24 protein-coding genes are annotated in these 26524 nt (G+C 57.7%); 18 read left to right on the top strand and 6 right to left on the bottom strand.

The window, feature by feature from the left end:
- Positions 1–2 precede the first annotated feature (2 nt).
- The 10 genes from sdhA to KGB21_RS07360 all read left to right on the top strand — a co-directional run bounded on the left by sdhA (position 3) and on the right by KGB21_RS07360 (position 13804).
- Positions 3–1775, top strand: a complete 1773-nt coding sequence (gene sdhA / locus KGB21_RS07405) for a succinate dehydrogenase flavoprotein subunit (protein ID WP_034146347.1) — start codon at positions 3–5, stop codon at positions 1773–1775.
- 11 nt (positions 1776–1786) lie between these two features.
- Positions 1787–2491, top strand: a complete 705-nt coding sequence (locus KGB21_RS07400; protein ID WP_008063297.1) for a succinate dehydrogenase iron-sulfur subunit — start codon at positions 1787–1789, stop codon at positions 2489–2491.
- A 253-nt stretch (positions 2492–2744) separates the two neighbouring features.
- Complete coding sequence (locus KGB21_RS07395; RefSeq protein WP_034146348.1) at positions 2745–5576, top strand: 2-oxoglutarate dehydrogenase E1 component; 2832 nt, start codon at positions 2745–2747, stop codon at positions 5574–5576.
- A 42-nt stretch (positions 5577–5618) separates the two neighbouring features.
- A complete protein-coding gene (gene odhB / locus KGB21_RS07390; RefSeq protein ID WP_223504508.1) occupies positions 5619–6842 on the top strand; it encodes a 2-oxoglutarate dehydrogenase complex dihydrolipoyllysine-residue succinyltransferase in 1224 nt (407 codons plus the stop codon).
- Between the two features lie 98 nt (positions 6843–6940).
- Positions 6941–8377, top strand: a complete 1437-nt coding sequence (gene lpdA, locus KGB21_RS07385; protein WP_034146350.1) for a dihydrolipoyl dehydrogenase — start codon at positions 6941–6943, stop codon at positions 8375–8377.
- A 198-nt stretch (positions 8378–8575) separates the two neighbouring features.
- Positions 8576–9742 (top strand): ADP-forming succinate--CoA ligase subunit beta, encoded by a 1167-nt coding sequence (gene sucC, locus KGB21_RS07380; RefSeq protein ID WP_007898980.1) that lies wholly within the window; start codon positions 8576–8578, stop codon positions 9740–9742.
- Positions 9742–10623 carry a succinate--CoA ligase subunit alpha gene (gene sucD / locus KGB21_RS07375; protein WP_008032672.1) on the top strand — a complete coding sequence of 294 codons (882 nt, stop codon included), beginning with the start codon at positions 9742–9744 and terminating at the stop codon, positions 10621–10623. The genes sucC and sucD overlap by 1 nt, the downstream gene beginning before the upstream one ends.
- A gap of 466 nt (positions 10624–11089) precedes the next feature.
- Positions 11090–12403, top strand: a complete 1314-nt coding sequence (brnQ, locus tag KGB21_RS07370) for a branched-chain amino acid transport system II carrier protein (protein ID WP_223504506.1) — start codon at positions 11090–11092, stop codon at positions 12401–12403.
- 262 nt (positions 12404–12665) lie between these two features.
- Positions 12666–13403: a DUF599 domain-containing protein gene (locus KGB21_RS07365; RefSeq protein WP_223504504.1), complete on the top strand. Its 738-nt coding sequence runs from the start codon at positions 12666–12668 to the stop codon at positions 13401–13403.
- Positions 13403–13804 carry an MAPEG family protein gene (locus tag KGB21_RS07360; protein WP_034146353.1) on the top strand — a complete coding sequence of 134 codons (402 nt, stop codon included), beginning with the start codon at positions 13403–13405 and terminating at the stop codon, positions 13802–13804. Before KGB21_RS07365 ends, KGB21_RS07360 begins: the two co-directional genes overlap by 1 nt.
- A gap of 77 nt (positions 13805–13881) precedes the next feature.
- Here KGB21_RS07360 and KGB21_RS07355 read toward each other — a convergent pair whose 3' ends face one another.
- Positions 13882–14118 carry a hypothetical protein gene (locus KGB21_RS07355; RefSeq protein WP_034146354.1) on the bottom strand — a complete coding sequence of 79 codons (237 nt, stop codon included), beginning with the start codon at positions 14116–14118 and terminating at the stop codon, positions 13882–13884.
- 157 nt (positions 14119–14275) lie between these two features.
- On the opposite strand from KGB21_RS07355, the gene KGB21_RS07350 reads away from it, so the two are divergent.
- The 4 genes from KGB21_RS07350 to KGB21_RS07335 all read left to right on the top strand — a co-directional run bounded on the left by KGB21_RS07350 (position 14276) and on the right by KGB21_RS07335 (position 17983).
- Entirely contained in the window at positions 14276–14752 is a 477-nt protein-coding gene (locus KGB21_RS07350; protein ID WP_034146355.1) for a PaaI family thioesterase, read from the top strand.
- Complete coding sequence (locus tag KGB21_RS07345; protein WP_223504503.1) at positions 14749–15201, top strand: PaaI family thioesterase; 453 nt, start codon at positions 14749–14751, stop codon at positions 15199–15201. The genes KGB21_RS07350 and KGB21_RS07345 overlap by 4 nt, the downstream gene beginning before the upstream one ends.
- Before the next feature lie 81 nt (positions 15202–15282).
- Positions 15283–17187 (top strand): molecular chaperone HtpG, encoded by a 1905-nt coding sequence (gene htpG / locus KGB21_RS07340; RefSeq protein ID WP_223504502.1) that lies wholly within the window; start codon positions 15283–15285, stop codon positions 17185–17187.
- A 67-nt stretch (positions 17188–17254) separates the two neighbouring features.
- A complete protein-coding gene (locus KGB21_RS07335; RefSeq protein WP_223504501.1) occupies positions 17255–17983 on the top strand; it encodes a dienelactone hydrolase family protein in 729 nt (242 codons plus the stop codon).
- Positions 17984–18163: 180 nt separating this feature from the next.
- Here the strand turns inward: KGB21_RS07335 and KGB21_RS07330 are convergent, their stop codons facing one another.
- From KGB21_RS07330 to purM, 5 genes are all read right to left on the bottom strand, one after another.
- On the bottom strand, positions 18164–19024 hold the full coding sequence (locus tag KGB21_RS07330; RefSeq protein ID WP_034146358.1) for a pirin family protein: 861 nt from the start codon (positions 19022–19024) through the stop codon (positions 18164–18166).
- Between the two features lie 62 nt (positions 19025–19086).
- Complete coding sequence (locus tag KGB21_RS07325) at positions 19087–19503, bottom strand: OsmC family protein (RefSeq protein WP_223504500.1); 417 nt, start codon at positions 19501–19503, stop codon at positions 19087–19089.
- A gap of 213 nt (positions 19504–19716) precedes the next feature.
- The gene (locus KGB21_RS07320) at positions 19717–20430 is read right to left on the bottom strand and encodes a DUF3108 domain-containing protein (RefSeq protein WP_034146360.1); all 714 of its coding nucleotides are present in this window, start codon (positions 20428–20430) and stop codon (positions 19717–19719) included.
- 8 nt (positions 20431–20438) lie between these two features.
- Positions 20439–21089 (bottom strand): phosphoribosylglycinamide formyltransferase, encoded by a 651-nt coding sequence (gene purN / locus KGB21_RS07315; protein ID WP_034146361.1) that lies wholly within the window; start codon positions 21087–21089, stop codon positions 20439–20441.
- Positions 21089–22147 (bottom strand): phosphoribosylformylglycinamidine cyclo-ligase, encoded by a 1059-nt coding sequence (gene purM / locus KGB21_RS07310; RefSeq protein WP_034146362.1) that lies wholly within the window; start codon positions 22145–22147, stop codon positions 21089–21091. The genes purN and purM overlap by 1 nt, the downstream gene beginning before the upstream one ends.
- Positions 22148–22532: 385 nt before the next feature.
- Between purM and KGB21_RS07305 the strand changes: the two genes are divergently transcribed.
- From KGB21_RS07305 to KGB21_RS07290, 4 genes are all read left to right on the top strand, one after another.
- Complete coding sequence (locus KGB21_RS07305; RefSeq protein WP_034146363.1) at positions 22533–23597, top strand: DUF2066 domain-containing protein; 1065 nt, start codon at positions 22533–22535, stop codon at positions 23595–23597.
- A 37-nt stretch (positions 23598–23634) separates the two neighbouring features.
- Positions 23635–24708: an AI-2E family transporter gene (locus KGB21_RS07300; protein WP_034146364.1), complete on the top strand. Its 1074-nt coding sequence runs from the start codon at positions 23635–23637 to the stop codon at positions 24706–24708.
- Positions 24709–24938: 230 nt separating this feature from the next.
- Positions 24939–25643: a DnaA regulatory inactivator Hda gene (hda, locus tag KGB21_RS07295; protein WP_034146365.1), complete on the top strand. Its 705-nt coding sequence runs from the start codon at positions 24939–24941 to the stop codon at positions 25641–25643.
- Positions 25644–25857: 214 nt separating this feature from the next.
- Positions 25858–26505, top strand: coding sequence for a C40 family peptidase (locus KGB21_RS07290; protein ID WP_034146366.1), 648 nt, complete (start codon positions 25858–25860; stop codon positions 26503–26505).
- The last annotated feature ends 19 nt before the right edge of the window (positions 26506–26524 follow it).

Genomic DNA, 26524 nt, shown 5'->3' with positions numbered 1-26524 from the left:
TCATGGCTAACATTCCAACGATTTCTTTCGACGCCATCATTATTGGTGGTGGCGGTGCCGGCATGCGCGCAGCGCTGCAACTGGCACAAGGTGGTCACAAGACTGCCGTAATCACCAAGGTTTTCCCGACTCGTTCGCACACCGTATCGGCACAGGGTGGCATCACCTGCGCGATCGCGTCCGCTGACCCGAACGATGACTGGCGCTGGCACATGTACGATACCGTCAAGGGTTCCGACTACATCGGTGACCAGGACGCTATCGAATACATGTGTCAGGAAGGCCCGGCTGCAGTTTTCGAACTGGACCACATGGGTCTGCCGTTCTCCCGTACCGAACAAGGCCGCATCTACCAGCGTCCGTTCGGCGGTCAGTCCAAGGACTACGGTAAAGGCGGCCAGGCTGCTCGTACCTGCGCAGCGTCCGACCGTACCGGTCACGCCCTGCTGCACACCCTTTATCAGGGCAACCTGAAAGCCGGTACTACGTTCCTGAACGAGTACTACGCTGTTGATCTGGTGAAAAACGGTCAAGGCGACTTCGTCGGCGTGATCGCCATCTGCATCGAAACCGGCGAAACCACCTACATCCGTGCCAAGGCTACTGTTCTGGCCACCGGCGGTGCAGGTCGTATCTATGCGTCCACCACCAACGCCCTGATCAACACCGGTGACGGCGTCGGCATGGCTCTGCGTGCTGGCGTACCGGTACAAGACATCGAAATGTGGCAGTTCCACCCGACCGGCATCGCCGGCGCCGGTGTACTGGTAACAGAAGGTTGCCGTGGTGAAGGTGGATACCTGATCAACAAGCACGGCGAGCGTTTCATGGAGCGTTATGCTCCGAACGCGAAAGACCTGGCGGGTCGTGACGTTGTTGCCCGTTCGATGGTTAAAGAAATCATCGCCGGTAACGGCTGTGGCCCGAATGGCGACCACGTAATGCTGAAACTCGACCATTTGGGCGAGGAAGTGTTGCACAGCCGTCTGCCAGGCATCTGCGAACTGTCGAAGACGTTTGCTCACGTTGACCCGGTTGTTGCCCCGGTTCCGGTTGTTCCGACCTGCCACTACATGATGGGCGGCGTTGCCACCAACATTCATGGTCAGGCGATCACTCAGAACGCCGAAGGCGTAGATACCATCATCCCTGGTCTGTTCGCTGTAGGCGAAGTGGCTTGCGTATCGGTTCACGGTGCCAACCGTCTGGGCGGCAACTCGCTGCTCGACCTGGTGGTCTTCGGCCGTGCTGCCGGCCTGCACCTGGAAAAGGCGCTGACCGACGGTATCGAATACGACGACGCCACCGACGCCGATATCACTGCGGCCCTGGCGCGTCTGTCCGCTCTGAACGAGCGTACCGATGGCGAAGACGTGGCAACCCTGCGTCGCGAACTGCAAAACTGCATGCAGAACTACTTCGGTGTATTCCGTACTGGCGAATACATGCAGAAGGGTATTGCCCAGCTGGCTGATCTGCGCAAGCGCATCGCCAACGTCAAGATCAACGACAAGTCGCAGGCGTTCAACACTGCGCGTATCGAAGCTCTGGAACTGCAGAACCTGCTGGAAGTGGCCGAAGCTACCGCCATCGCTGCCGAAGTACGTAAAGAGTCCCGCGGCGCTCACGCCCGTGAAGACTTCGAAGATCGTGACGACGAAAACTGGCTGTGCCACACCCTGTACTTCCCGGGTGAGAAGCGCGTGGCCAAGCGTGCCGTGAACTTCTCGCCGAAGACGGTTCCGACTTTTGAACCTAAGATTCGGACTTATTAAGGGTGGCCGCCATGTTGCAAGTCAGCGTTTATCGTTACAACCCTGATCAGGACGCCGCGCCGTTCATGCAGGAATTCCAGGTTGATACCGGTGGTAAAGACCTGATGGTGCTGGACGTGCTGGCCCTGATCAAAGAGCAGGACGAGGGTTTCTCCTATCGTCGCTCTTGCCGTGAAGGTGTTTGCGGTTCCGACGGCATGAACATCAACGGCAAAAACGGCCTGGCGTGCGTCACGCCGCTGTCCGCCGTTGTAAAAGGTAACAAGTTGATCGTTCGTCCTCTGCCAGGTTTGCCGGTTATCCGTGACCTGGTCGTCGATATGAGCATCTTCTACAAGCAATACGAGAAGGTTAAGCCTTACCTGCAGAACGATACTCCGGCTCCGGCCATCGAGCGTCTGCAGTCCCCTGAAGAGCGTGAAAAGCTCGACGGTCTGTACGAGTGCATCCTGTGCGCTTGCTGCTCGACCTCTTGCCCGTCCTTCTGGTGGAACCCGGACAAGTTCCTGGGTCCAGCTGCCCTGCTGCAAGCGTACCGCTTCCTGGCAGACAGCCGTGATACCAAGACGTCCGAGCGTCTGGCTTCGCTGGATGACCCGTTCAGCGTATTCCGCTGCCGCGGGATCATGAACTGCGTCAACGTATGTCCGAAAGGCCTGAACCCGACTAAGGCCATCGGTCACATCCGTAACATGTTGCTCTCGAGCGGCGTGTGATTCAGCTGCTGTAACCGCTGTACCCGTAGATGCTGCGGCGCAGGCTTCAACCGGCGCCGTAGTTTTAACCTGAGCAGCAGCTTAAAAGGCTGCAGCTCTTATTTTGAAGAAATGAGACAAGCAGGGGCATCCGGGCTGGTACCCGGACTATCAGTGTGATCCTAGTGGCTTGTTTTAGTCGCTGCATTCGGACTTCTGCAAGTTTGCTCGGTGTCGACGCCGGTGGTGTTCCCCTAACCGAGGGTGACCAAGCATGCAAGAAAGCGTGATGCAGCGCATGTGGAACAGCGCCTACCTATCCGGTAGTAACGCTGCCTATGTGGAAGAGCTCTACGAGCTCTACCTGCACGACCCTAACGCTGTGCCAGAAGAGTGGCGCACCTACTTCCAGAAGTTGCCTGCTGACGGCAACACTGCCACCGATGTTTCGCACTCCACAATTCGCGATCATTTCGTCTTGCTGGCAAAGAACCAGCGCCGCGCCCAACCGGTTTCCGCCGGCAGCGTGAGCAGTGAGCACGAGAAGAAGCAAGTTGAAGTGCTGCGATTGATCCAGGCCTACCGTATGCGTGGCCACCAGGCAGCCCAGCTTGACCCGCTGGGGCTGTGGCAGCGTCCTGCACCTGCAGACCTGTCAATCAATCATTACGGCTTGACCAATGCCGATCTTGATACGACCTTCCGTGCCGGCGACCTGTTCATCGGCAAAGAGGAAGCGAGCCTACGCGAAATTCACGAAGCGTTGCAGCAGACATATTGCCGCACCATCGGCGCTGAATTTACGCACATCACCGATTCCGAGCAGCGCCAGTGGTTCCAGCAGCGTCTGGAAAGCGTGCGCGGCCGTCCGACGTACTCGGCCGACATCAAGGGTCACTTGCTCGAGCGCGTCACTGCCGGTGAAGGCCTGGAAAAATACCTGGGCACCAAATACCCGGGCACCAAGCGTTTCGGTCTGGAAGGCGGCGAGAGCCTGATTCCGATGCTCGACGAATTGATCCAGCGTTCCGGTTCCTACGGCACCAAGGAAATCGTCATCGGCATGGCCCACCGTGGCCGTCTGAACGTGCTGGTCAACACCTTCGGCAAGAACCCGCGCGAGCTGTTCGACGAGTTCGAAGGCAAGAAGAAGGTCGAGCTGGGTTCCGGTGACGTTAAATACCACCAGGGCTTCTCGTCCAACGTCATGACCACCGGCGGTGAAGTTCACCTGGCCATGGCTTTCAACCCGTCCCACCTGGAAATCGTTTCTCCAGTGGTCGAGGGTTCGGTCCGTGCCCGTCAGGATCGTCGTAACGACCCTACCGGTGAGAAGGTTCTGCCGATCTCCATCCACGGTGACGCGGCATTCGCCGGTCAAGGCGTGGTGATGGAAACCTTCCAGATGTCGCAAACCCGCGGTTTCAAGACCGGCGGTACCGTGCACATCGTGATCAACAACCAGGTTGGTTTCACCATCAGCAACCCGCTGGACTCGCGTTCCACCGAGTACGCCACCGACGTCGCGAAAATGATCCAGGCGCCGATCCTCCATGTGAATGGTGATGATCCGGAAGCCGTATTGTTCGTGACCCAACTGGCCATCGACTACCGCATGCAGTTCAAGCGTGACGTGGTGATCGACCTGGTCTGCTACCGTCGTCGCGGCCACAACGAGGCCGACGAGCCAAGTGGCACCCAGCCGATCATGTATCAGCAGATCACCAAACAGCGCACCACCCGTGAGCTGTATGCCGATCGTCTGACCCAGAGCGGTGTCATCGACGCAGAGCGTGTTCAGGCGAAAGTCGACGAATACCGCAACGCGCTGGACAACGGTCTGCACGTAGTGAAAAGCCTGGTCAAAGAGCCGAACAAAGAGTTGTTCGTGGACTGGCGTCCGTATCTGGGCCACGCCTGGACCGCGCGTCACGACACTCGCTTCGACCTCAAGACCTTGCAGGAACTGTCCGCCAAGCTGCTGGAAATCCCGGAAGGCTTCGTGGTACAGCGCCAGGTCTCGAAAATCTACGAAGACCGTCAGAAGATGCAAGCCGGCGGCCTGCCGATCAACTGGGGTTACGCCGAAACCATGGCGTACGCGACCCTGGCGTTCGAAGGTCACCCGATCCGCATGACCGGCCAGGACATCGGCCGCGGTACGTTCTCGCACCGTCATGCCGTGTTGCACAACCAGAAAGACGCGGGCACCTACATCCCGTTGCAGAACCTGTACGACGGTCAGCCACGTTTCGACCTGTACGACTCGTTCCTGTCCGAAGAAGCGGTACTGGCGTTCGAGTACGGTTATTCGACCACCACGCCTGATGCGCTGGTTATCTGGGAAGCCCAGTTCGGCGACTTCGCCAACGGCGCCCAGGTCGTTATTGACCAGTTCATCACCAGTGGCGAGCACAAGTGGGGCCGTCTCTGCGGTCTGACCATGCTGCTGCCGCACGGTTATGAAGGTCAGGGTCCGGAGCACTCGTCGGCTCGTCTCGAGCGTTACCTGCAACTGTGCGCCGAGCACAACATTCAGGTAGCCGTACCGACAACGCCGGCTCAGATTTATCACTTGCTGCGCCGTCAGGTGATTCGCCCACTGCGCAAGCCATTGATCGTTCTGACTCCGAAGTCGCTGCTGCGTCATAAACTGGCCATTTCGACCCTGGAAGATCTGGCCGAAGGTTCGTTCCAGACCGTGATCCCGGAAATCGATGCTCAAGACCCGTCCAAGGTCGAGCGCGTTGTCCTGTGTAGCGGCAAGGTCTACTACGACCTGCTGGAAAAACGCCGTGCCGAAGGTCGTGATGACATCGCCATCGTGCGTATCGAGCAGCTGTACCCATTCCCTGAGGACGACTTGAAAGAAGTCCTGGCTCCTTATACCAACGTCAAGCATGCCGTTTGGTGTCAGGAAGAGCCGATGAACCAGGGTGCGTGGTACTGCAGCCAACACCACATGCGTCGCAGCATCAGCAACCTCGACAAGTCTCTCGTACTCGAGTACGCGGGCCGTGAGGCTTCTGCTGCACCCGCATGCGGTTATGCATCGATGCACGCTGAGCAGCAGGAAAAACTGCTGCAAGACGCCTTTACTGTTTAACGCCTTCGCGCACCTGAAACCGAATTTAAGGACCCACAGATAATGGCTATCGAAATCAAAGCCCCCACTTTCCCGGAATCGGTTGCCGACGGCACCGTTGCCACCTGGCACAAACAACCGGGCGACGCTGTAAAGCGTGATGACCTGATCGTCGACATCGAAACCGACAAGGTTGTGCTGGAAGTGTTGGCCACTGCTGACGGCGTGCTGGGCGCTATCGTCAAGAACGAAGGCGACACCGTTCTGTCCGACGAAGTCCTGGGCTCCATCGAAGCGGGCGGCGCTGCTGCTGCCCCGGCTGCCGCTGCTGCTGCTCCGGCCGCTGCACAAGCTGCTGCTCCAGCTGCCGAAGGCGAAGACGATCCTGTTGCTGCACCGGCTGCTCGCAAGCTGGCTGAAGAAAACGGCATCAACATCGCTTCCGTTGCCGGCACTGGCAAAGGCGGTCGTGTGACCAAGGAAGACGTGGTTGCAGCTGTTGCTGCCAAGAAAGCCGCTCCGGCTGCCGCGCCTGCCAAGGCTGCTGCTCCTTCGGCCGCCGCTCCTGTGTTCGCCGCTGGCGACCGCATCGAGAAGCGCGTACCGATGACCCGCGTTCGCGCCACCGTGGCCAAGCGTCTGGTTGAAGCTCAGTCGAACATGGCGATGCTGACTACTTTCAACGAAGTCGACATGACCGAAGTCATGGCCCTGCGTTCGAAGTACAAGGATCTGTTCGAGAAGTCCCACAATGGCGTGCGCCTGGGCTTCATGTCGTTCTTCGTGAAAGCGGCCACCGAAGCGCTGAAACGCTTCCCGGCTGTCAACGCCTCGATCGACGGCGGCGACATCGTTTACCACGGCTACGCTGACGTCGGCGTTGCGGTTTCCAGCGATCGCGGCCTGGTCGTACCGGTTCTGCGTAACGCCGAACTGATGAGCCTGGCTGAAATCGAAGGCGGCATCGCCACCTTCGGCAAGAAAGCCCGCGACGGTAAGCTGTCGATGGACGAAATGACCGGTGGTACTTTCACCATCACCAACGGTGGTACTTTCGGTTCGATGATGTCGACCCCGATCGTCAACCCGCCGCAAGCCGCTATCCTGGGCATGCACAACATTCTGCAGCGTCCTATGGCGATCAACGGTCAGGTCGTTATCCGTCCGATGATGTACCTGGCTCTGTCCTACGATCACCGTCTGATCGATGGCAAAGAAGCTGTGACCTTCCTGGTGACCATCAAGAACCTGCTGGAAGATCCGGCTCGTTTGCTGCTGGATATCTGATAGAAGCAGCCATGAGCTGCAAGCTCGAGCTGTCGGAAAACCCGCAGCTTGGCTTGCAGCTTGCGGCTTGAAGCTTTTCGCTAAAGAGGATTTTTTTAATGTCGCAGAAATTTGACGTAGTAGTGATCGGTGCGGGCCCTGGCGGTTACGTTGCTGCCATCAAGGCCGCGCAGCTGGGTCTCTCCACTGCCTGCATCGAGAAGTACACCGACAAGGAAGGCAAACTGGCTCTGGGCGGTACTTGCCTGAACGTCGGCTGCATTCCATCCAAGGCGCTGCTGGACAGCTCCTGGAAATACAAGGAAGCGAAAGAAGGCTTCGCGATCCACGGTATCAATCACGCTGGCGTGACCATGGACGTGGGTGCAATGGTTGGCCGTAAAGCCACCATCGTCAAAGGCCTGACCTCTGGCGTTGCGACCCTGTTCAAAGCCAACGGCGTGACCTCCATCGAGGGTCACGGCAAGCTGCTGGCTGGCAAGAAAGTTGAAGTCACCAAGCCTGACGGTTCGGTAGAAATCATCGAAGCCGAAAACGTCATCCTGGCTCCAGGTTCGCGTCCGATCGACATTCCACCGGCTCCGGTCGACCAGAATGTGATCGTCGATTCGACTGGCGCACTGGAATTCCAATCCGTACCTAAGCGTCTGGGCGTGATCGGCGCTGGCGTTATCGGTCTGGAACTGGGTTCGGTCTGGTCGCGTCTGGGTGCAGAAGTGACTGTCCTGGAAGCCCTGGACACCTTCCTGATGGCCGCTGACGCTGCCGTTTCCAAGGAAGCGCTGAAAACCCTGACCAAACAGGGTCTGGACATCAAGCTGGGCGCTCGCGTGACCGGTTCCAAAGTGAACGGCGACGAAGTCGTTGTGAACTACACCGATGCCAACGGCGAACAGAACATCACTTTCGACAAGCTGATCGTAGCCGTTGGTCGCCGTCCGGTGACCACTGATCTGCTGTCCGCTGATTGCGGCGTGACCCTGGACGAGCGCGGTTTCGTGCACGTTGATGATCACTGCGCCACCACCGTACCGGGCGTTTACGCCATCGGTGACGTGGTTCGCGGCATGATGCTGGCGCACAAGGCCTCGGAAGAGGGCATCATGGTCGTCGAGCGCATCAAGGGCCACAAAGCCCAGATGAACTATGATTTGATCCCTTCGGTTATTTATACTCACCCGGAAATCGCGTGGGTTGGTAAAACCGAGCAGGCCTTGAAAGCTGAAGGCGTTGAAGTTAACGTCGGCACCTTCCCGTTCGCAGCCTCTGGCCGTGCCATGGCTGCCAACGATACCGGCGGTTTCGTCAAGGTCATCGCAGATGCCAAGACCGACCGCGTACTGGGCGTCCACGTGATCGGCCCAAGCGCTGCCGAACTGGTTCAGCAGGGCGCAATCGGTATGGAATTCGGCACCAGCGCTGAAGACCTGGGCATGATGGTTTTCTCCCATCCGACCCTGTCTGAAGCCTTGCATGAAGCTGCTCTGGCAGTGAATGGCGGCGCCATCCACATCGCCAACCGCAAGAAGCGTTAAGACACAATAAGAAACCACGGCGGTACGGCCCGTCGTGAGCCTTGCATGCAAGACTCACCGCGGAATGTCCGCTGGACGCAGCCTTGCGTAGCTGCACCGGTTGTCCGGAAAGGCTACGCAAGCAGCAGTCACAGGTGGTGCGGCACTTCAATAAGTGCAGCACCGAATGCGCAGTACCTAACGAAGACGGTAATAAGCATGAATCTTCACGAGTATCAGGGTAAGCAGCTGTTCGCTGAGTACGGCCTGCCAGTTTCCACCGGTTACGCGGTAGACACCCCGGAAGCAGCAGCAGAAGCTTGCGACAAAATCGGCGGCACCGAGTGGGTTGTCAAAGCCCAGGTCCACGCTGGTGGTCGCGGTAAAGCGGGCGGCGTTAAGCTGGTTCGCAGCAAAGAAGACGCTAAGGCATTCGCACAGCAGTGGCTGGGCAAGCGTCTGGTGACTTACCAGACTGACGCCAATGGTCAGCCAGTCACCAAGATCCTGGTTGAATCGTGCACTGATATCGCTAAAGAGCTGTACCTGGGCGCTGTCGTTGACCGTTCGAGCCGTCGTATCGTGTTCATGGCTTCCACCGAAGGTGGCGTGGACATCGAGAAAATCGCTCACGACACTCCAGAAAAAATTCTGAAAGCCACTATCGATCCACTGGTTGGCGCTCAGCCATTCCAGGGTCGCGAGCTGGCATTCCAGTTGGGTCTGGAAGGCAAGCAAGTTGCCCAGTTCGCCAAGATCTTCGTAGGTCTGGCCAAACTGTTCAAGGATCACGACCTGGCCCTGCTGGAAGTGAACCCGCTGGTGATCAAGGCTGACGGCGATCTGCACTGCCTCGACGCCAAGATCAACATCGACGCCAACGCCATGTACCGTCAGCCTAAGCTGAAGACTTTCCACGATCCGTCGCAAGACGATCCGCGCGAAGCGCACGCTGCCAAGTTCGAACTGAACTACGTAGCGCTGGAAGGCAACATCGGTTGCATGGTCAACGGTGCTGGCCTGGCCATGGGTACCATGGACATCGTCAACCTGCATGGCGGCAAACCAGCCAACTTCCTCGACGTGGGCGGCGGTGCTACCAAAGAACGCGTTACCGAAGCTTTCAAAATCATTCTGTCCGACACCAACGTCGCTGCAGTACTGGTTAACATCTTCGGCGGCATCGTTCGTTGCGACATGATTGCCGAAGGCATCATCGGTGCAGTGAAAGAAGTCGGCGTGAAAATCCCGGTTGTTGTTCGCCTTGAAGGCAACAACGCTGAGCTGGGCGCTAAAGTACTGGCAGAAAGCGGTTTGAACATCATCGCTGCTACCAGCCTGACCGACGCTGCTCAACAAGTTGTCAAAGCTGCGGAGGGCAAATAATGAGCGTCCTGATCAATAAAGACACCAAAGTTATCTGCCAGGGTATTACCGGTTCGCAAGGTAGTTTCCACACCCAGCAAGCCATCGAGTACGGCACCAAGATGGTTGGTGGTGTAACTCCTGGTAAAGGCGGCACCGAGCACCTGGGTCTGCCAGTGTTCAACACCGTGAAAGACGCTGTAGCTGCCACTGGCGCCACCGCCAGCGTTATCTACGTTCCGGCTCCTTTCTGCAAAGACTCGATCCTGGAAGCTGCCTTCGGCGGCATCAAGCTGATCGTGTGCATCACCGAAGGCATTCCTACCCTGGACATGCTGGACGCTAAAGTTAAGTGCGACGAGCTGGGTATCACCCTGATCGGCCCTAACTGCCCAGGCGTGATCACCCCAGGCGAATGCAAGATCGGCATCATGCCAGGTCACATTCACTTGCCAGGCAAGGTCGGTATCGTTTCCCGTTCCGGCACCCTGACCTACGAAGCTGTGAAGCAAACTACTGACGCCGGTTTCGGTCAGTCGACTTGCGTCGGCATCGGTGGTGACCCGATCCCGGGTTCGAACTTCATCGACATCCTGAAGCTGTTCCAGGAAGACCCGAAGACCGAAGCGATCGTAATGATCGGTGAGATCGGCGGTTCGGCTGAAGAAGAAGCGGCTGCCTACATCAAGGCACACGTGACCAAGCCGGTTGTTTCCTACATCGCTGGTGTGACTGCTCCTCCGGGCAAGCGCATGGGCCATGCTGGCGCAATCATCTCTGGCGGCAAAGGCACTGCAGACGAGAAATTCGCTGCTCTGCAAGACGCAGGCGTTAAAACCGTGCGTTCGCTGGCAGACATCGGCAAGGCCCTGGCCGAGCTGACTGGTTGGGCTGTCAAGTAAGCCTCGCGCTTAACTGACGCTTCACCAAACAAAGGCCACCTTCGGGTGGCCTTTGTCGTTTCAGGTGTATGAGAAACACATGAGGCTTTTTTTTGTGGCGAGGGAGCTTGCTCCCGCTGGGCTGCGAAGCAGCCCCAAAAACATACAGCCGCGTTTTAAAAGATGAAATGCGTTGTCTGGCATTACGCCTGCTTCGCAGTCGAGCGGTAGCAAGCTCCCTCGCCACAGGGACATTTCATGAAATATAGATATGTAAACGCGACAAAGAAATGTCGCGTATCGGATAGTTCGCCCTTTAACAGTGCGTTTGCCGCCCAAATTCGTTAGGCTACGCGCCATTTTTGCGACCGCGCCCACAAGGCTGCAACGCGCTTAAAGGGTTGGTCCCATACGGACCGACAGCATTTCCCTCACCCATAGGGAAATCCCTCTCTAAATTCCGATTCAGTAGTGTGGTATTTCCTTAATGAAAGTGTTGAAAGGCCAGGACATCCTGGCACTTGGTTTTATGACGTTTGCCCTGTTCGTCGGGGCCGGCAACATCATCTTCCCGCCTATCGTCGGTTTGCAGTCCGGGCCTCACGTCTGGATGGCGGCGCTGGGCTTTCTGGTCACGGCGGTCGGTCTGCCAGTGATCACTGTAGTGGCGCTGGCCAAGGTTGGCGGCGCCATGGACGCGCTGAGCAGCCCGATCGGTAAAGTCGCCGGTGGCCTGCTGGCAGCGGCGTGCTACCTCGCTGTCGGCCCGCTGTTCGCGACTCCGCGTACTGCGACCGTATCTTTCGAAGTCGGCCTGGCGCCGTTGACCGGCGAGAGCCCGTTGGCGCTGTTCCTCTACAGCTCGGTGTACTTCCTGCTGGTGTTCTTCATCTCGCTGTATCCGGGGCGTTTGCTGGACACCGTTGGACGCTTCCTCGCGCCGCTGAAGATCATCGCGCTCGCCGTTTTGGGTATCGCCGCATTCGCTTTGCCGGCCGGTGACATTGGTCATGCAACGCCTGAGTATGTTGCTGCACCGTTCTCCCAAGGCTTCATCAATGGTTATCTGACCATGGATACCCTGGGCGCCCTGGTATTCGGCATCGTCATCGTCAACGCGATCCGCTCCCGGGGTGTCGAATCGCCTGCGCTGATTACCCGTTACGCGATCATCGCCGGGCTGATTGCCGGTGTAGGTCTGGCACTGGTTTACGTCAGCCTGTTCCGCCTCGGTTCGGGCAGCCATGAAGTGGCGGCTGGCGCGACCAATGGCGCGGCGGTATTGCACGCTTACGTGCAGCACACATTCGGTTCTCTGGGCAGTGGTTTCCTCGCGGTGCTGATTTCCCTGGCGTGCCTGGTGACGGCGGTTGGCCTGACCTGTGCCTGTGCGGAATACTTTAGCCGTGTACTGCCACTGTCCTACAAGACGTTGGTCATTATCCTCGCCGCATTCTCACTGTTGGTGTCCAACCTGGGCCTGACCAAGCTGATTGCGTTCTCGATCCCGGTACTCACCGCGATCTACCCGCCATGCATCGTTCTGGTGGCGCTGAGCTTCTGCAAGGACTTCTGGCATGAGCAGGGTCGTATCCTCGGTCCGGTCATGCTGGTGTCGTTCATCTTCGGCCTGATCGACGCTCTCAAGGGTGCCGGCCTGGCGGACTGGATGCCGAGCCAAATGGCGCATTTGCCGTTGAGCGAGCAGGGTCTGGCGTGGCTGGTGCCGTCGGTAATGACCCTGGTGGTTGCTGTGGTTTGCGACCGTCTGCTGGGCAAGCGCGAAGAAGCGTTGGCTTAAGCGTTGCCGGCCCGTCACAAGCGGGCCTGTGAGCAAAACAGAAATGCCCCGTATCAATCGATACGGGGCATTTTTTATGGGCTGGATGCAGTGTCTTTTTTCTTGGGCTAACGTCGAAGCACTGCAAAACCCTTTGTGGGAGCGAGCCTGCTCGCGATGGCGTCGGTATATTCAGTAGTGCTGTTGACTGACCCGTCGCAATCGCGAGCAAGCTTGCTCCTACAGGGATTGTGTATTCCGCAAATACATCACAAGGACCTGCATGTCGTTCATCCAAGCCAATCTGATCCATATCCTTGCTGCCATCTGGTTTGTCATCTGCTGGGGCGGTTACACCCGCTATGCCACATGGAAAGGCCGTGACACCGCGTGCCTGGCCAGTGTGTTGCACTTGTATCGTGAGGACTGGATGCGTCGAATGTTGCTGCGTGACAACCGCATCGCCGATGCCAGCGTGATTGGCAACCTGGAGCGCAACGCTTCGTTCTTCGCCTCCAGTACGTTGATTATCCTCGCCGGTATTCTCACGGTGCTCGGGGCTTCCGAACGGGCGGTGTCGTTGTTGGCGGATATCCCGATGGTGCAACAGGCGTCCCAGGGGATGTCGGAGATCAAGTTGTTGTGCCTGGCGTTGGTGTTCGTTTATGCGTTTTTCACTTTCAGCTGGTGCATGCGTCAGTACAACTTCGCGGCCATCCTGGTGGGCTCGGCACCCATGGTCGGCGAGCGACATGTTTCCGAACAGGAGCGCAAAGCCTTTGCCGCCCGCGCTGCGCGTGTCATCTCAATGGCCGCCAACCAGTTCAACTTTGGCCTGCGTTCTTATTACTTCGGCATGACCATGCTGGCCTGGTTTGTCAGCCCATGGTTGTTCATGTTGATGAGTGCCGGTGTGGTGTTGGTTTTGTACCGTCGCGAGTTTCACTCCGACGTTCTTGATGTGATGGTCTATACCCCTACTGAGGCGCCGTTGCCCGAGGTGAGTAAAGAGGCTGTTTGATGAGTATTCCTTTCTGGTGTGTGTTTATCAGTGCCTTGCTGATTTACGTGGCGCGAATGCCTGTGACCAAGGCGATGAAAGAGCAGGGCGGGTACAACAATCACCTGCCGCGCCAGCAACAAGATCAGCTCACGGGGTTTGGTGCCCGTGCAGTGGCGGCGCATCAGAACAGCTTCGAGGCGTTCATACTGTTTGCGGTGGGTGTGCTGATGGCGCATACCACGCAAACGGCGGGATGGCTGATCGATTGGCTGGCGATCATCTTTGTGATCGCGCGCATTATCTACTTGGTGTGTTACTGGAAAGATCTGGCCTGGCAGCGCAGTCTGGTTTGGCTGGTGGGTTTAATCTGTTCGTTGTTATTGATGATTAGTCCGACTTTTAGAACGATTTTGCTCTAACGCCGGGAAGGCAACAAAACAGCAGACAAAAGAAAACCCGCACTTGGCGGGTTTTCTTTTCACACGCTAAAAACGACTTAGTTTTTAGGTGCGGCTTCTTTTGCGGCGGCTTCGTTCGATTCGGCCTGAGCTTTGGCAGCTTCGGCGTTTTCTTTCGCAGCGTCGTTCACTTTATCCTGAGCTTTGTTCATGTCTTGCTGAGCTTGCTCAGCATGTTGGTTGGCATCTTGAGCTTTGTCCTCGGATTTTTTATCGCAGGCAGCGAGACCGAGGGAAGCGGTCAACATCAAGGCAATAGCTAAAGTCTTACGCATGGGGTGTTTCTCCTTATGGAAAATATCTACTGGCCTTTCGAGCATGGCCATTAGGGTTAAGTTCCTCAATTCGTTCAGATATATAAGATTATTCCCACGGGAACTTTTACGAATCCGCCCAATACGATTTTTGCATACTAAGAAGAGTGTTTATCACATGACCGAGAACCCCGTTTTTGAGCGCGCGACACGATTTCTTTCGGCGCTCAGACATTGCCAGGTACTTGGATTGCGCGTTCATAGCGCCAGCAGCGACGGACTAACGGTCATCCTGCCGTACAGCCCGAAGATCGTCGGCAACCCGCAAACCGGTGTGATCCACGGCGGTGTGCTGACTACCCTGATGGACACCGCATGCGGCATGTCCACCCTCTGCGTGTTGCCGGAATTTGAAGTCTGCCCCACCCTCGACCTGCGCATCGACTACATGCACGCCGCCGAGCCGCATAAGGATGTCTACGGCTTCGCCCAGTGCTACCGGGTAACCACCGACGTGATTTTCGCCCGCGGCTTCGCCTATCAGGATGATCCCCAGCAACCCATTGCCCATGTGGTGGGCACTTTCATGCGCATGGGCAAAGCCATTAAAGGGACCAAAGGATTTGGCGGCGCCATCGCCGGAGGTGCGAAATGAGCGAGTCATTCAAGGAGCAACTGCAACAGGCCCATGAGCGGGGGGACTACGGCCCGCTGTTGGACCTGATTCCCTACGCCCAATTGATTGGCGTCGAATGCTCACGCGTGGGGGATGAGCTGCTGTTTCGTCTTCCGGCCAACAAGGACAACATTGGTAACCCTTTATTGCCCGCGATCCACGGTGGTGTGATTGCCGGTTTCATGGAGTTGGCCGCCGCACTTCATCTGCTGGTGTTTACCGGTTCACCCGGCGTGCCAAAAATTATCGACTTCTCTCTCGACTACCTGCGCGCCGGGCAATTTCGCGATACCTGGGCTCGGTGCCAGGTGTGTCGCCAGGGGCGTCGAGTGGCAAACGTGGCGATTACAGCCTGGCAAAGTACCGAAGCGGAACCCATCGCCACGGCCCGGGCGCATTTCAAACTTGATGAGCCCTTGAAATCCTGAACACAGCCCCCAACTCTGATGACAACCCGCCGCCGACCCTCAAGGTCGCGGCTTATGCCATCTGATTGGAGTTTGATGACCATGAGTGTGGAAACTCAAAAGGAAACCCTGGGCTTCCAGACCGAGGTGAAGCAACTGCTGCACCTCATGATCCATTCGCTGTATTCCAACAAGGAAATTTTCCTTCGCGAACTGATCTCGAACGCCTCTGACGCTGTAGACAAATTACGTTTCGAAGCGCTGTCCAAGCCAGAATTGCTGGAAGGTGGCGCCGAACTGAAAATCCGCGTGAGCTTCGACAAAGACGCTAAAACCGTCACCCTTGAAGACAACGGTATCGGCATGAGCCGTGAAGATGCGATCACGCACCTCGGCACCATCGCCAAGTCTGGCACCGCCGACTTCATGAAGCACCTGACCGGCGACCAGAAGAAAGACTCGCATCTGATCGGTCAGTTCGGTGTTGGTTTCTACTCTGCCTTCATCGTTGCCGACAAAGTCGACGTGTACAGCCGTCGTGCCGGCAGTGCTGCCAGCGAAGGCGTGCACTGGTCGTCCAAGGGCGAAGGCGACTTCGAGGTGGCGACAGTCGAGAAAGCCGAGCGCGGCACTCGCATCGTTCTGCACTTGAAGTCCGGTGAAGACGAGTTTGCCGATGGCTGGCGTCTGCGCAACATCATCAAGAAGTACTCCGACCATATCGCTTTGCCGATCGAATTGCCGAAAGAAGTGGCAGCCGCTGAAGGCGAAGAGAAGCCGGCTGTTGAATGGGAAACCGTCAACCGCGCCAGCGCCCTGTGGACCCGTCCGCGTACCGAGATCAAGGACGAGGAATACCAGGAGTTCTACAAGCACATTGCTCACGACTTCGAAAACCCGCTGAGCTGGAGCCACAACAAGGTCGAAGGCAAGCTCGAATACAGCTCGCTGCTGTACGTGCCGGCCCGTGCTCCGTTCGACCTGTACCAGCGTGAAGCGCCGAAAGGCCTGAAGCTGTATGTGCAACGCGTGTTCGTCATGGATCAGGCGGAGTCGTTCCTGCCGCTGTACCTGCGTTTCATCAAAGGCGTGGTCGATTCCAACGACTTGTCGCTGAACGTGTCGCGGGAAATCCTGCAGAAAGACCCGATCATCGACTCCATGAAGTCGGCGCTGACCAAGCGCGTTCTGGACATGCTGGAAAAACTGGCGAAGAACGAGCCTGAGCAATACAAAGGCTTCTGGAAAAACTTCGGCCAGGTCATGAAAGAAGGCCCGGCAGAAGACTTCGCCAACAAAGAAAAAATTGCTGGCTTGCTGCGTTTCGCATCGACCAACGGTGAAGACGGCGAACAGGTTGTCGGTCTGACCGAATATCTGGCTCGCGCCAAGGAAGGTCAGGACAAGATTTACTACCTGACTGGCGAAACCTACGCGCAAGTCAAAAACAGCCCGCACCTGGAAGTCTTCCGCAAGAAAGGCATCGAAGTGCTGCTGCTGACTGACCGTATCGACGAGTGGCTGATGAGCTACCTCAGCGATTTCGACGGCAAGAGCTTTGTCGATGTGGCGCGCGGTGACCTGGACCTCGGCAACCTGGACTCGGAGGAGGACAAGAAAGCCGCGGAAGAAGTCGCCAAGTCCAAAGAAGGACTGGTTGAGCGTCTGAAAACCGCGCTGGGCGAATCCGTTGCTGAAGTACGGGTTTCCCATCGCCTGACCGATTCCCCGGCGATTCTGGCCATCGGCGAGCAGGACTTGGGTCTGCAAATGCGTCAGATCCTCGAAGCCAGCGGTCAGAAGGTTCCGGATTCGAAGCCGATCTTCGAATTCAACCCGGCTCACCCGTTGATCGAGAAGCTCGATAGCGAGCAGAGCGACGAGCGCTTCGGCGACCTGTCGCACATCCTCTTCGATCAGGCAGCCCTGGCGGCCGGCGACAGCTTGAAGGATCCGGCGGCTTATGTGCGTCGTCTGAACAAGCTATTGGTTGAGCTGTCGGCTTAACTGCGTTGTAGAAAAACCCGCTTCGGCGGGTTTTTTCATTCTGGTGTTTAAAAATCAGGAGTCAGAAATGAGCCAAATCACTGTACGTTCCGTGGCCTACCAGATTGATGGCCAGTCCTACGAAAGCCGTCTGGCTTTTGATGCTGACCAAAAAGGCCCGCGTCCGGGGTTGTTGATGGCGCCGAACTGGATGGGTGTCAGCGCCGGCGCCGAAGAAATCGCCAAGTCGGTGGCGGCCAAGGGCTACGTGGTACTGATCGCAGACCTCTATGGCCAATCGCTTCGCCCTCAGAACAACGATGAAGCGGGCGCAGCGATGATGCCGCTGAAGAATGACCGCCCATTGCTGCGCAAGCGCATGCAGGTTGCGTTCGAACAGCTGCAAAACCAGGGCGAAGTGGCCGTCGATACTTCGAAGCTGGCCACATTCGGTTTCTGCTTCGGTGGTTGCTGTGCGTTGGAATTCGCCCGTACTGGTGCGCCGGTAAAGGCGGCGGTGTCGTTCCACGGCACCCTCGATACGCCGAATCCGGCCGATGCGAAAAACATCAAGGGCAAGGTGCTGGTACTGCACGGTGCTTCCGATCCATTAGTGCCGAAAGAGCAACTGCCGGCCTTCGAAGAGGAAATGAATGCGGCGGGTGTGGATTGGCAGTTGCTGAGCTACGGCGGCGCGTTCCACTCGTTCACCGATCCGCATGCGAATGTGCCGGGGATGATGATGTACGACGCGAAGATTGCCGCACGGGCATTCACGTCGATGCATAACTTGCTGGATGAAGTGTTCAAGGGCTGAAAAAAAAGTACCGAACATCGAATCCTGTAGGAGCCGGCTTGCTGGCGATAGCGTCCTCATGACCGCCATCGCTAGCAAGCCAGCGCCTACAAGAGTTGTGTCGTACACAGTTTTGCGAACAAGCCGATAACTGTGGGAGCTGGCTTGCCAGCGATGAGGCAATGACAGGCGCTTAAAACCTCAAGGCAATTCAATCCGCTCAACTTCCCCCGGCACCGTAGGCCAATCCCCGGCCGCCCAGCGACGGCGCGCTTCATCGATTGCTGCCGGATCGCTCGCCACGAAATTCCAATTGATCCGTCGCGGTCCGTCCAGTGGTGCTCCCCCGAACAGCACGGCATGACAGTCGCTCTCAGCGAACAGGGTCATTTCCTCTCCGGCAGGCAAAACAACCAGAGAATGCGGTTCTACTGCCTCGCCATCCAGTTGCGCTTCACCGCTCAACACATACAGCGCTCGTTCTTCATGCTCGGTTGGAATCAGCAATGTCGTCGCCGTTTGCAGGTTCAGTTCCGCGTATAGCGTAGGAGAAAGCACCGGCACCGGCGATTCAAGGCAGAAGCCTGAGCCGGCAATCATGCGGATCTTCACCCCAAGGTTGTCGCTGACCGGGAGCGTAGTCGCTGGGTGATGGCTGTAATGCCCCGGGCCTTGTTCGTGATCTTTCGGGGACGCCAGCCAGATCTGCAAACCGTGCATCTTGAAACTTTGGTCCCATAGCGGCTGAGGCGTGCGTTCAACGTGGGCGATGGCGCTGCCGGCGGTCATCCAGCTGACATCGCCAGCATTGACCACCTGATCAGAACCGAGACTGTCCTTGTGCTGGATCTGCCCGTCGAACAAGTAGGTGAGGGTCGACAGCCCGATATGCGGGTGCTGTCGGATGTTCATGCCTTTGCCGGCCGGATACTCGGTTTCGAGCATGTGGTCGAAAAACACGAAGGGCCCGACATTGCGGCATTTGGCAGAAGGCAGCGGACGAAGAATCGGCTGGCCTTCGACATCTTCGGCGCGGGGGCGGATCACGAGCGGAGTGTTCATGGTGCGTTCCAGGCTGAGCGGGTGATGCGTTCGAGCATAACCCGCTTGCGCAGCCGTTGCCGCTATTGGCTGAACGCGCCTTCGGAAAGGTGGGTTTCGATGCTGACTTCACTGGTGGTCATCAGCTTGTGAATCGGGCAGCGGTCGGCCACACGGTGCAACTCATCACGCTGGGCGTCGGTGAGCACACCCTTGAGGGTCAGTTTGACGTGGAGGACATATTTGCCTTTCTGCTCTTCACTGTTGTCGCGTTTGACCTCAACGCCAACGCCCGTCAGCGGAATGTCCTTTTTCTTCGCGTACAACTTCAAGGTCAGGGCCTTGCATGCACCCAGCGCGGCATCGAAGTAATCGTGCGGCTCCGGCGCCGAACCATCGCCGCCAGCGGACTGCGGGACATCGGCAAAGAGTTCGTGGTCATCGATCTGGACGCTGTGGCGAAAACCTTCGGCGGAAACGGTATTGACGGTAACGGTCATGGGTAACCTCGCAGGCGGCAGGAAAAATCATTCGATCAAAAAAGACCTTGAAGGTATAGAGCAATACGCCTGCTGCGCGTTCCTTTTTAAAAGATCGCAGCCTGCGGCGAACGCATCTTCCCGTAGGAGCTGCCGAAGGTTCGGGCCGCGCTCGGACGATCTTTTGATCAAAAAAAGCCCCGCATTTGCGGGGCTTCTTTATATACGTTCGGATCAACTGCCTTTGACAGTCTTGCCGTTGACCTTGCCGTCCAGGAGCATGATGTTGTACTCCTTGCCGTCGGTTTCGACCTGTTGCAGGCGGACCAGCAAATAGTCCCAATCCTTGGCGAACCACAGCACAGTGATGCGCTTGCTTTGCGTCGGGTCGCGTACGCGCTCGACCTTGATTGCATCGATCTGGCCAGCCTTGGTGTCGACTTTTTCCGAACCGAGCACGCGGAAGTCGTAGGTATCGACTTCGCCATCATCCACGACCTGATAGCTCATGCTCTTCTTGCCGGCGGCGACGTCATGCTGAAGAGCAAGCTGATAAGTGGATTTGTCGAGCATGCCGCGGTTCAGCGGGATATTCACGGCGTCGCCACGATCAGTACCGGTTACCTTTTTGGCGGCCCAGTCGAAGTCCAGATCAGCCTTCTTGGCTTTGCCCAGACCACCGCGTTCGAAGTGGTAGGACTGTGGCAGCAGGGTGTCCTTGTCGACGGTCAGGGTGCTTTCTTCGGACAGGCTGGCGATCATCATCGACGCCTTGAAGGTGAGCTTCCAGATGCCGTTGGCTTCCTTGGTCAGGCTGCGTTCGGCGGTGCCGCTCATGGGCAGCTGCTTCCAGTCGGCGGTGTAGCTGGCGGAGAACGGTTGAAGGTCTGCAGCCTGCGCAAAGGGCAGGGCGAGCAGAGCGCAAGCGAAGAGCAGGGCGCGACGCATAAAATCTCCTAGGTTCGAATCAAGTGGCCGCTGGCCGCGAGTAACTGTCCATCCAGTAAAGCACCTTGATCACCGAGTGATAACCGGCCTTCGGCAAACCAGTGTACGGCCATCGGGTAGATCAGGTGTTCCTGAACGTGGACCCGCTGCGCCAGGCTTTGCGGCGAGTCATGCAACTCTACCGGTATTACTGCCTGTACGACCAGTGGTCCGCCATCGAGTTCCTCGGTGACGAAGTGCACGGAGCAACCGTGTTCGGCGTCGCCGGCCTCCAGCGCTCGCTGATGAGTGTGTAACCCTTTGTATTTGGGTAGCAGCGAAGGATGGATGTTGAGCAGGCGACCCTGGAAGTGACGCACGAAATCAGCGCTGAGGATGCGCATGAAACCGGCCAGTACCACGAGTTTGGGGTTGAAGGCGTCGATCAGTTCGATCAACGCGGCATCGAAGGCCTCGCGGCCATCGAAAGCCTTGTGATCCAGCGAGCGGGTGGCGATACCCGCGTCACTGGCGCGTTGCAGGCCGTAGGCGTCGGCGCGGTTGGAAATCACCGCAGCGATGCGGGCCGGGCTGTCGCCGGTCCGCGTGCTGTCGATCAAGGCCTGCAAGTTACTGCCGGTGCCGGACAACAGCACCACCACATCACAGGTCTGGGACATCAATGAGCCTTGAGGTTCTTCAGTTCGACCTGAGCTGCGCCTTCGGCAGCGGTGGAGATCTGACCGATGACCCATGGCTGCTCGCCGGCTTCGCGCAAAACGTTCAGGGCAGTTTCGACGTGCTCTTGAGCGACGCAGATGACCATGCCGACACCGCAGTTCAGTACGCGGTGCATTTCGTTTTCGTCGACGTTGCCTTTCTCTTGCAGCCAGTCGAACACCGCCGGACGGGTCCAGCTCGCCACGTCAACCACCGCTTGTGCGCCTTTTGGCAGAACGCGCGGGATGTTGTCCAGCAGGCCGCCACCGGTGATGTGGGCCATGGCTTTGACGGCGCCGGTTTCCTTGATCAGCTTGAGCAGCGGCTTCACGTAGATGCGGGTCGGGGCCATCAGCAGGTCGGTCAGCGGCTTGCCGTCGAGCTGGGTGTTTTCGATGTCTGCACCGGACACTTCGATGATCTTGCGGATCAGCGAGTAGCCGTTGGAGTGCGGGCCGGAAGACGGCAGGGCGAGCAGGGCGTCGCCAGCAGCGACTTTGGAACCGTCGATGATTTCGGATTTTTCCACGACGCCGACGCAGAAGCCGGCCAGGTCGTAGTCTTCGCCTTCGTACATGCCTGGCATTTCAGCGGTTTCGCCGCCGACCAGGGAGCAGCCGGACAGCTCGCAGCCTGCGCCGATGCCGGTCACAACCTGGGCGGCGGTGTCGACGTTCAGTTTGCCGGTGGCGTAGTAGTCGAGGAAGAACAGCGGCTCTGCGCCGCACACCACCAGGTCGTTGACGCACATGGCGACCAGGTCGATGCCGATGCTGTCGTGCTTGTTCAGGTTCAGTGCCAGGCGCAGCTTGGTGCCGACGCCGTCAGTACCGGAAACCAGCACAGGCTGCTTGTAGCCGGCCGGGATTTCGCAGAGGGCGCCAAAACCGCCCAGGCCGCCCATGACTTCCGGGCGCGCAGTGCGCTTGGCGACGCTCTTGATGCGTTCGACCAATGCTTCACCGGCGTCGATGTCTACACCGGCGTCCTTGTAGCTCAGGGAGGGTTGCTTGCTCATGATCCAGGCCTTTAGGGGGGATTCAGGGGTAACGACCGAGTTCAGCGGGGACGCCGAATTCGACGGGGGGCGATTGCCTCACGCGAATTTCGAGGGTGCCCGGCTGTTGCCGGTCTGCGAAGGCGCGCGATTTTATCAGGCTTGAGAGGCAGCGGCCATCCTCACGCCGACAGCAGGGGCATATCTGCCTAAAAAAAACGAAATTGCCCCGTGTCAGTAGCATCCTGCTCGCTCGCGCAGGGTATCGTCATTAACCGTCTATCGTTATGACAGTGCGTAAACTTACCTGGGACGTGTGAATGTTTTGCGCCGAGCGATGGTCACAGCCTTGCTCGATCGTCTTCATGCGGTCTGTTCCACCCGCCCTTGTCGTCAGGAATCTTCCATGCGTTTTTGTAAATTCTTGTTTGCAGGTTGTTTGTCATTGGTCAGTCTCGTCAGTCAGGCCGAAACGGTGAAAGGCCTTTATGTAGTGCGCGAGCCTGTCAGCAGCCAGACGCAGGAGGAGCGCGATCAAGCGACTCAGCGTGCGTTGGATACGCTGGTATTGCGACTGACCGGCGATCCGAAGGCGGCGCAAAGTCCGGGGCTGGCGGCGATTCGCAAAGACCCGCAGCAAATCATCAGTCAGTACGGTTTTGAGGCGGGGCCGCCGGAAGTGTTGAAGGTCGATTTCGATCCGGCGACCACCGAGCAGGCCTTGCGCCGCGCCGGGCTGGCCATGTGGGGTGCCAATCGGCCGTCGATTCTGGGTTGGTGGTTGAACGAATCCACAGAGGGCTCAAGCCTGGTGGGCGATGGTCAGGCCAATGCGACGCCGTTGCGCCGAGCCGCTCAGCACCGTGGCTTGCCGCTGCGTCTGCCGCTGGCGGATTTGGGTGAGCAGGGCGTCGCTACGGCACCGAATCTTGAAAGTGCTGATCCGGCACCGCTGCGCGCGGCATCGGAACGTTACAATGCCGACGCTGTGCTGGCGGTGCATGCCCGTGAAGAGGGTGGTCAGTGGCAGGCCAAGTGGCGTCTGTGGCTGGGTGACCAGAAAGAGGCGGGTAGCGTTCAAGGCGCGGATCAGGCCGCTGTGGCGGATGCGGTGATGTTGGCGGTCAACGAACGCCTGGCGCCGCGATTCGTCGCCAAGCCTGGGGCTTCATCGCAACAGTTGCTGGAAGTGCAGGGGATGAATCTGGAGCGTTATGCGACGCTTGGGCGATTGCTGGAACCCTTCGGTGGGCGTCCGCAAAGTGTCGATGGCGACCGGATTCTGTATCGGGTCAATGGCAGTGCTGATCAATTGCGGGCGCAATTATCGTTGGCGAAGTTGCAAGAGGTTGCAGCGGCACCAACACCGGCCCCAGCCCCCGTTACACCTGCTCAACCGGCGGCTGGCGGCGCTGCCGCTGCCATAACGCCAACCCCCGCACCGACACCGCAGTTGCGTTTCCGCTGGTAGATTTTTCTTTCTTTATATAGAAGCAATGGAGTGGTTCATGGCCGATACGCGGCGCTGGTTCTGGTTGGGTGCAGTGGTTCTGTTCTGCGCGTTTATCTGGTTGTTGCATCCGATTCTGACGCCGTTTCTGGTGGCGTTGCTGTTGGCCTATCTGTTCGACCCGCTGGTGGATCGGCTGGAGAAGGCCGGTCTTTCACGCACGTGGGGCGTGATCGCGGTGTTCGCGCTGTTCACCCTGATTTTCACTACGCTGCTGCTGGTGTTGGTGCCAATGCTCGCCAAGCAGTTGTTTCGTTTATATGAGCTGGCGCCGCAGATGCTCGATTGGTTGCAGCACACCGCGTTGCCATGGGCGCAATCGAAGTTCGGTTTGTCGGAGGGTTTCTGGAAGTTCGACAAGCTCAAGGCGGCGATCAGTGAGCACATGGGCCAGACCACTGACATTGTCGGTGTAGTGCTGAGTCAGGCGACAGCTTCCGGCCTGGCGCTGATTGGCTGGTTGGCGAATCTGGTGTTGATCCCGGTGGTGAGTTTCTACCTGCTGCGGGATTGGGACCTGATGATGGCCAAAATCCGCAGCTTGCTGCCCCGTGATCGCGAAGAGCAGGCAGTTTCCCTGGCCGCTGAATGCCATGAAGTGCTGGGAGCATTCGTTCGCGGGCAGTTGTTGGTGATGGTGGCGTTGGGCGTAATCTACGCAGCGGGACTGATGTTGGTGGGGCTTGAGTTGGGACTGTTGATCGGTCTGATTGCCGGCCTGGCGGCGATTGTGCCGTACATGGGTTTCGTCATTGGTATTGGCGCAGCATTGATTGCCGGTCTGTTTCAGTTCGGTGGCGATCTGTATCCCATGATCGGCATTGTCGCGGTGTTCATGGTTGGTCAAGCGTTGGAAGGCATGGTGCTGACGCCATTGCTGGTGGGGGATCGGATTGGTCTGCACCCGGTGGCGGTGATCTTTGCGATCCTGGCCGGCGGCGAGCTGTTTGGCTTTACCGGCGTATTGCTTGCGCTGCCGGTGGCGGCGGTGATCATGGTGCTGGTGCGCCATGTGCATGATTTGTATAAAGATTCGGATATGTACAGCGGGGTCGAGGATCCTGAACTTTAAGGCTTGAAATGAGCGGAACGCAGATGACCTGGTTTAAGGCCAGGTCGGAACGACGGGTTCGTCTGGCGGTCGGATGGACCGCCAAAGAATCTGTCATAAAACCGGGGCGCAAACGCAAACCTTTGATTTTGCTTGTGGTCTGTCGCATTGTGCGGTCGGCTTCACGGGTATAAACTTCGCAAACTTTACACAGAGGCCACTAACGGTTCCTTTGGAACTGTTCAGTCAGCATGAAACCGATTCAGCTGCCCCTAGGTGTGCGTCTGCGTGATGACGCCACTTTTATCAACTACTACCCAGGCGCCAATGCCGCTGCACTCGGCTATGTCGAGCGGCTGTGCGAAGCCGACGCCGGCTGGACCGAAAGCCTGATTTATCTCTGGGGCAAGCACGGGGTAGGGCGCACGCATCTGTTGCAGGCTGCGTGCTTGCGATTCGAACAGATGGGCGAGCCGGCGGTTTACCTTCCTTTGGCCGAGTTGCTCGATCGCGGCATTGAAATCCTCGATAACCTCGAACAATACGAACTGGTCTGCCTCGACGATTTACAAGCGGTGGCCGGCAAGGCGGATTGGGAAGAGGCACTTTTTCATCTGTTCAATCGTCTACGCGACAGTGGCCGGCGTCTGTTGATTGCCGCGTCGACGTCGCCGCGTGAGTTGCCGGTGAAGTTGGCGGACCTTAAATCCCGCCTGACCCTGGCACTGATTTTCCAGATGCGACCGCTTTCCGATGAAGACAAACTGCGTGCGTTGCAACTGCGCGCATCCCGTCGCGGACTGCATCTGACGGATGAAGTCGGTCACTTTATTTTGACTCGCGGTACTCGAAGCATGAGTGCGCTGTTCGAACTGCTTGAGCGTCTCGATCAGGCCTCGCTTCAAGCGCAGCGCAAGCTGACTATTCCCTTCCTGAAAGAAACGCTGGGCTGGTAAAACCTCCGGTTTCTCGCGGTTTTTTGGCATATTTCAGGCGCCAGAAAACGCACTTTCCTACACGCGTAGGCAGCGCAAGCGTCTAAATGGGGCTTAAGCGCTTAGATGTTTACGAGAAACCGAGAAGTCACAAAAAGTTCGATTGAATTTGCAAATGAGGATGATAGCGGGCATAGTCTCGGCTTCTTTACAACTATCAGCCACGGTCGTGCCCATGCTAAATCGCTTTGCACCCCTCGTGCCTCTCGCACTCGTTACCCTGTTGTTCGGTTGCGCTGCCCACTCTCCAGTGTCCCAGCAAGAGCAACAACAGCAGGTTAAAAACTCTGTTACCGCCCAATCTTCCGCTCGTTATCAGGAAGATCTTTTTCAAGACGAGGCGGCAACCGAAAAAGAACTCGCAGCTTTCGCCGATGGCAAGTCGTACAAACTTCCAGTTCTGGCTGACAGCATCCTCGAACGCGGCATGTCCCTGATCGGTACCCGTTACCGTTTTGGCGGTACCTCTGAAGCCGGCTTCGATTGCAGTGGTTTCATTGGCTATCTGTTCCGTGAAGAAGCCGGGATGAACCTGCCTCGCTCCACTCGCGAAATGATCAACGTCGACGCTCCTCTCGTCTCTCGCAGCAAGCTGGAGCCGGGCGATTTGCTGTTCTTCGCTACCAATGGTCGTCGCGGTCGTGTCAGTCACGCCGGGATCTACCTGGGCGACAACCAGTTCATCCATTCCAGCAGCCGCCGCAGCGGTGGTGTGCGAATCGATAGCCTGGGCGACAGCTACTGGAGCAAGACCTTCATCGAAGCCAAGCGCGCCCTCGCGATGGCACCTGGTGCATCACCAATCGTTACTGCTCGCAAGTAAGCGGACAATTTGTAAGGTG

This window comes from Pseudomonas sp. GL-RE-29, from assembly GCF_019947275.1.
Lineage (GTDB): Bacteria > Pseudomonadota > Gammaproteobacteria > Pseudomonadales > Pseudomonadaceae > Aquipseudomonas > Aquipseudomonas fluorescens_A.
Note: the sequence above shows the minus strand (reverse complement) of the source record. Positions and strands in the feature narration are given on the sequence as shown.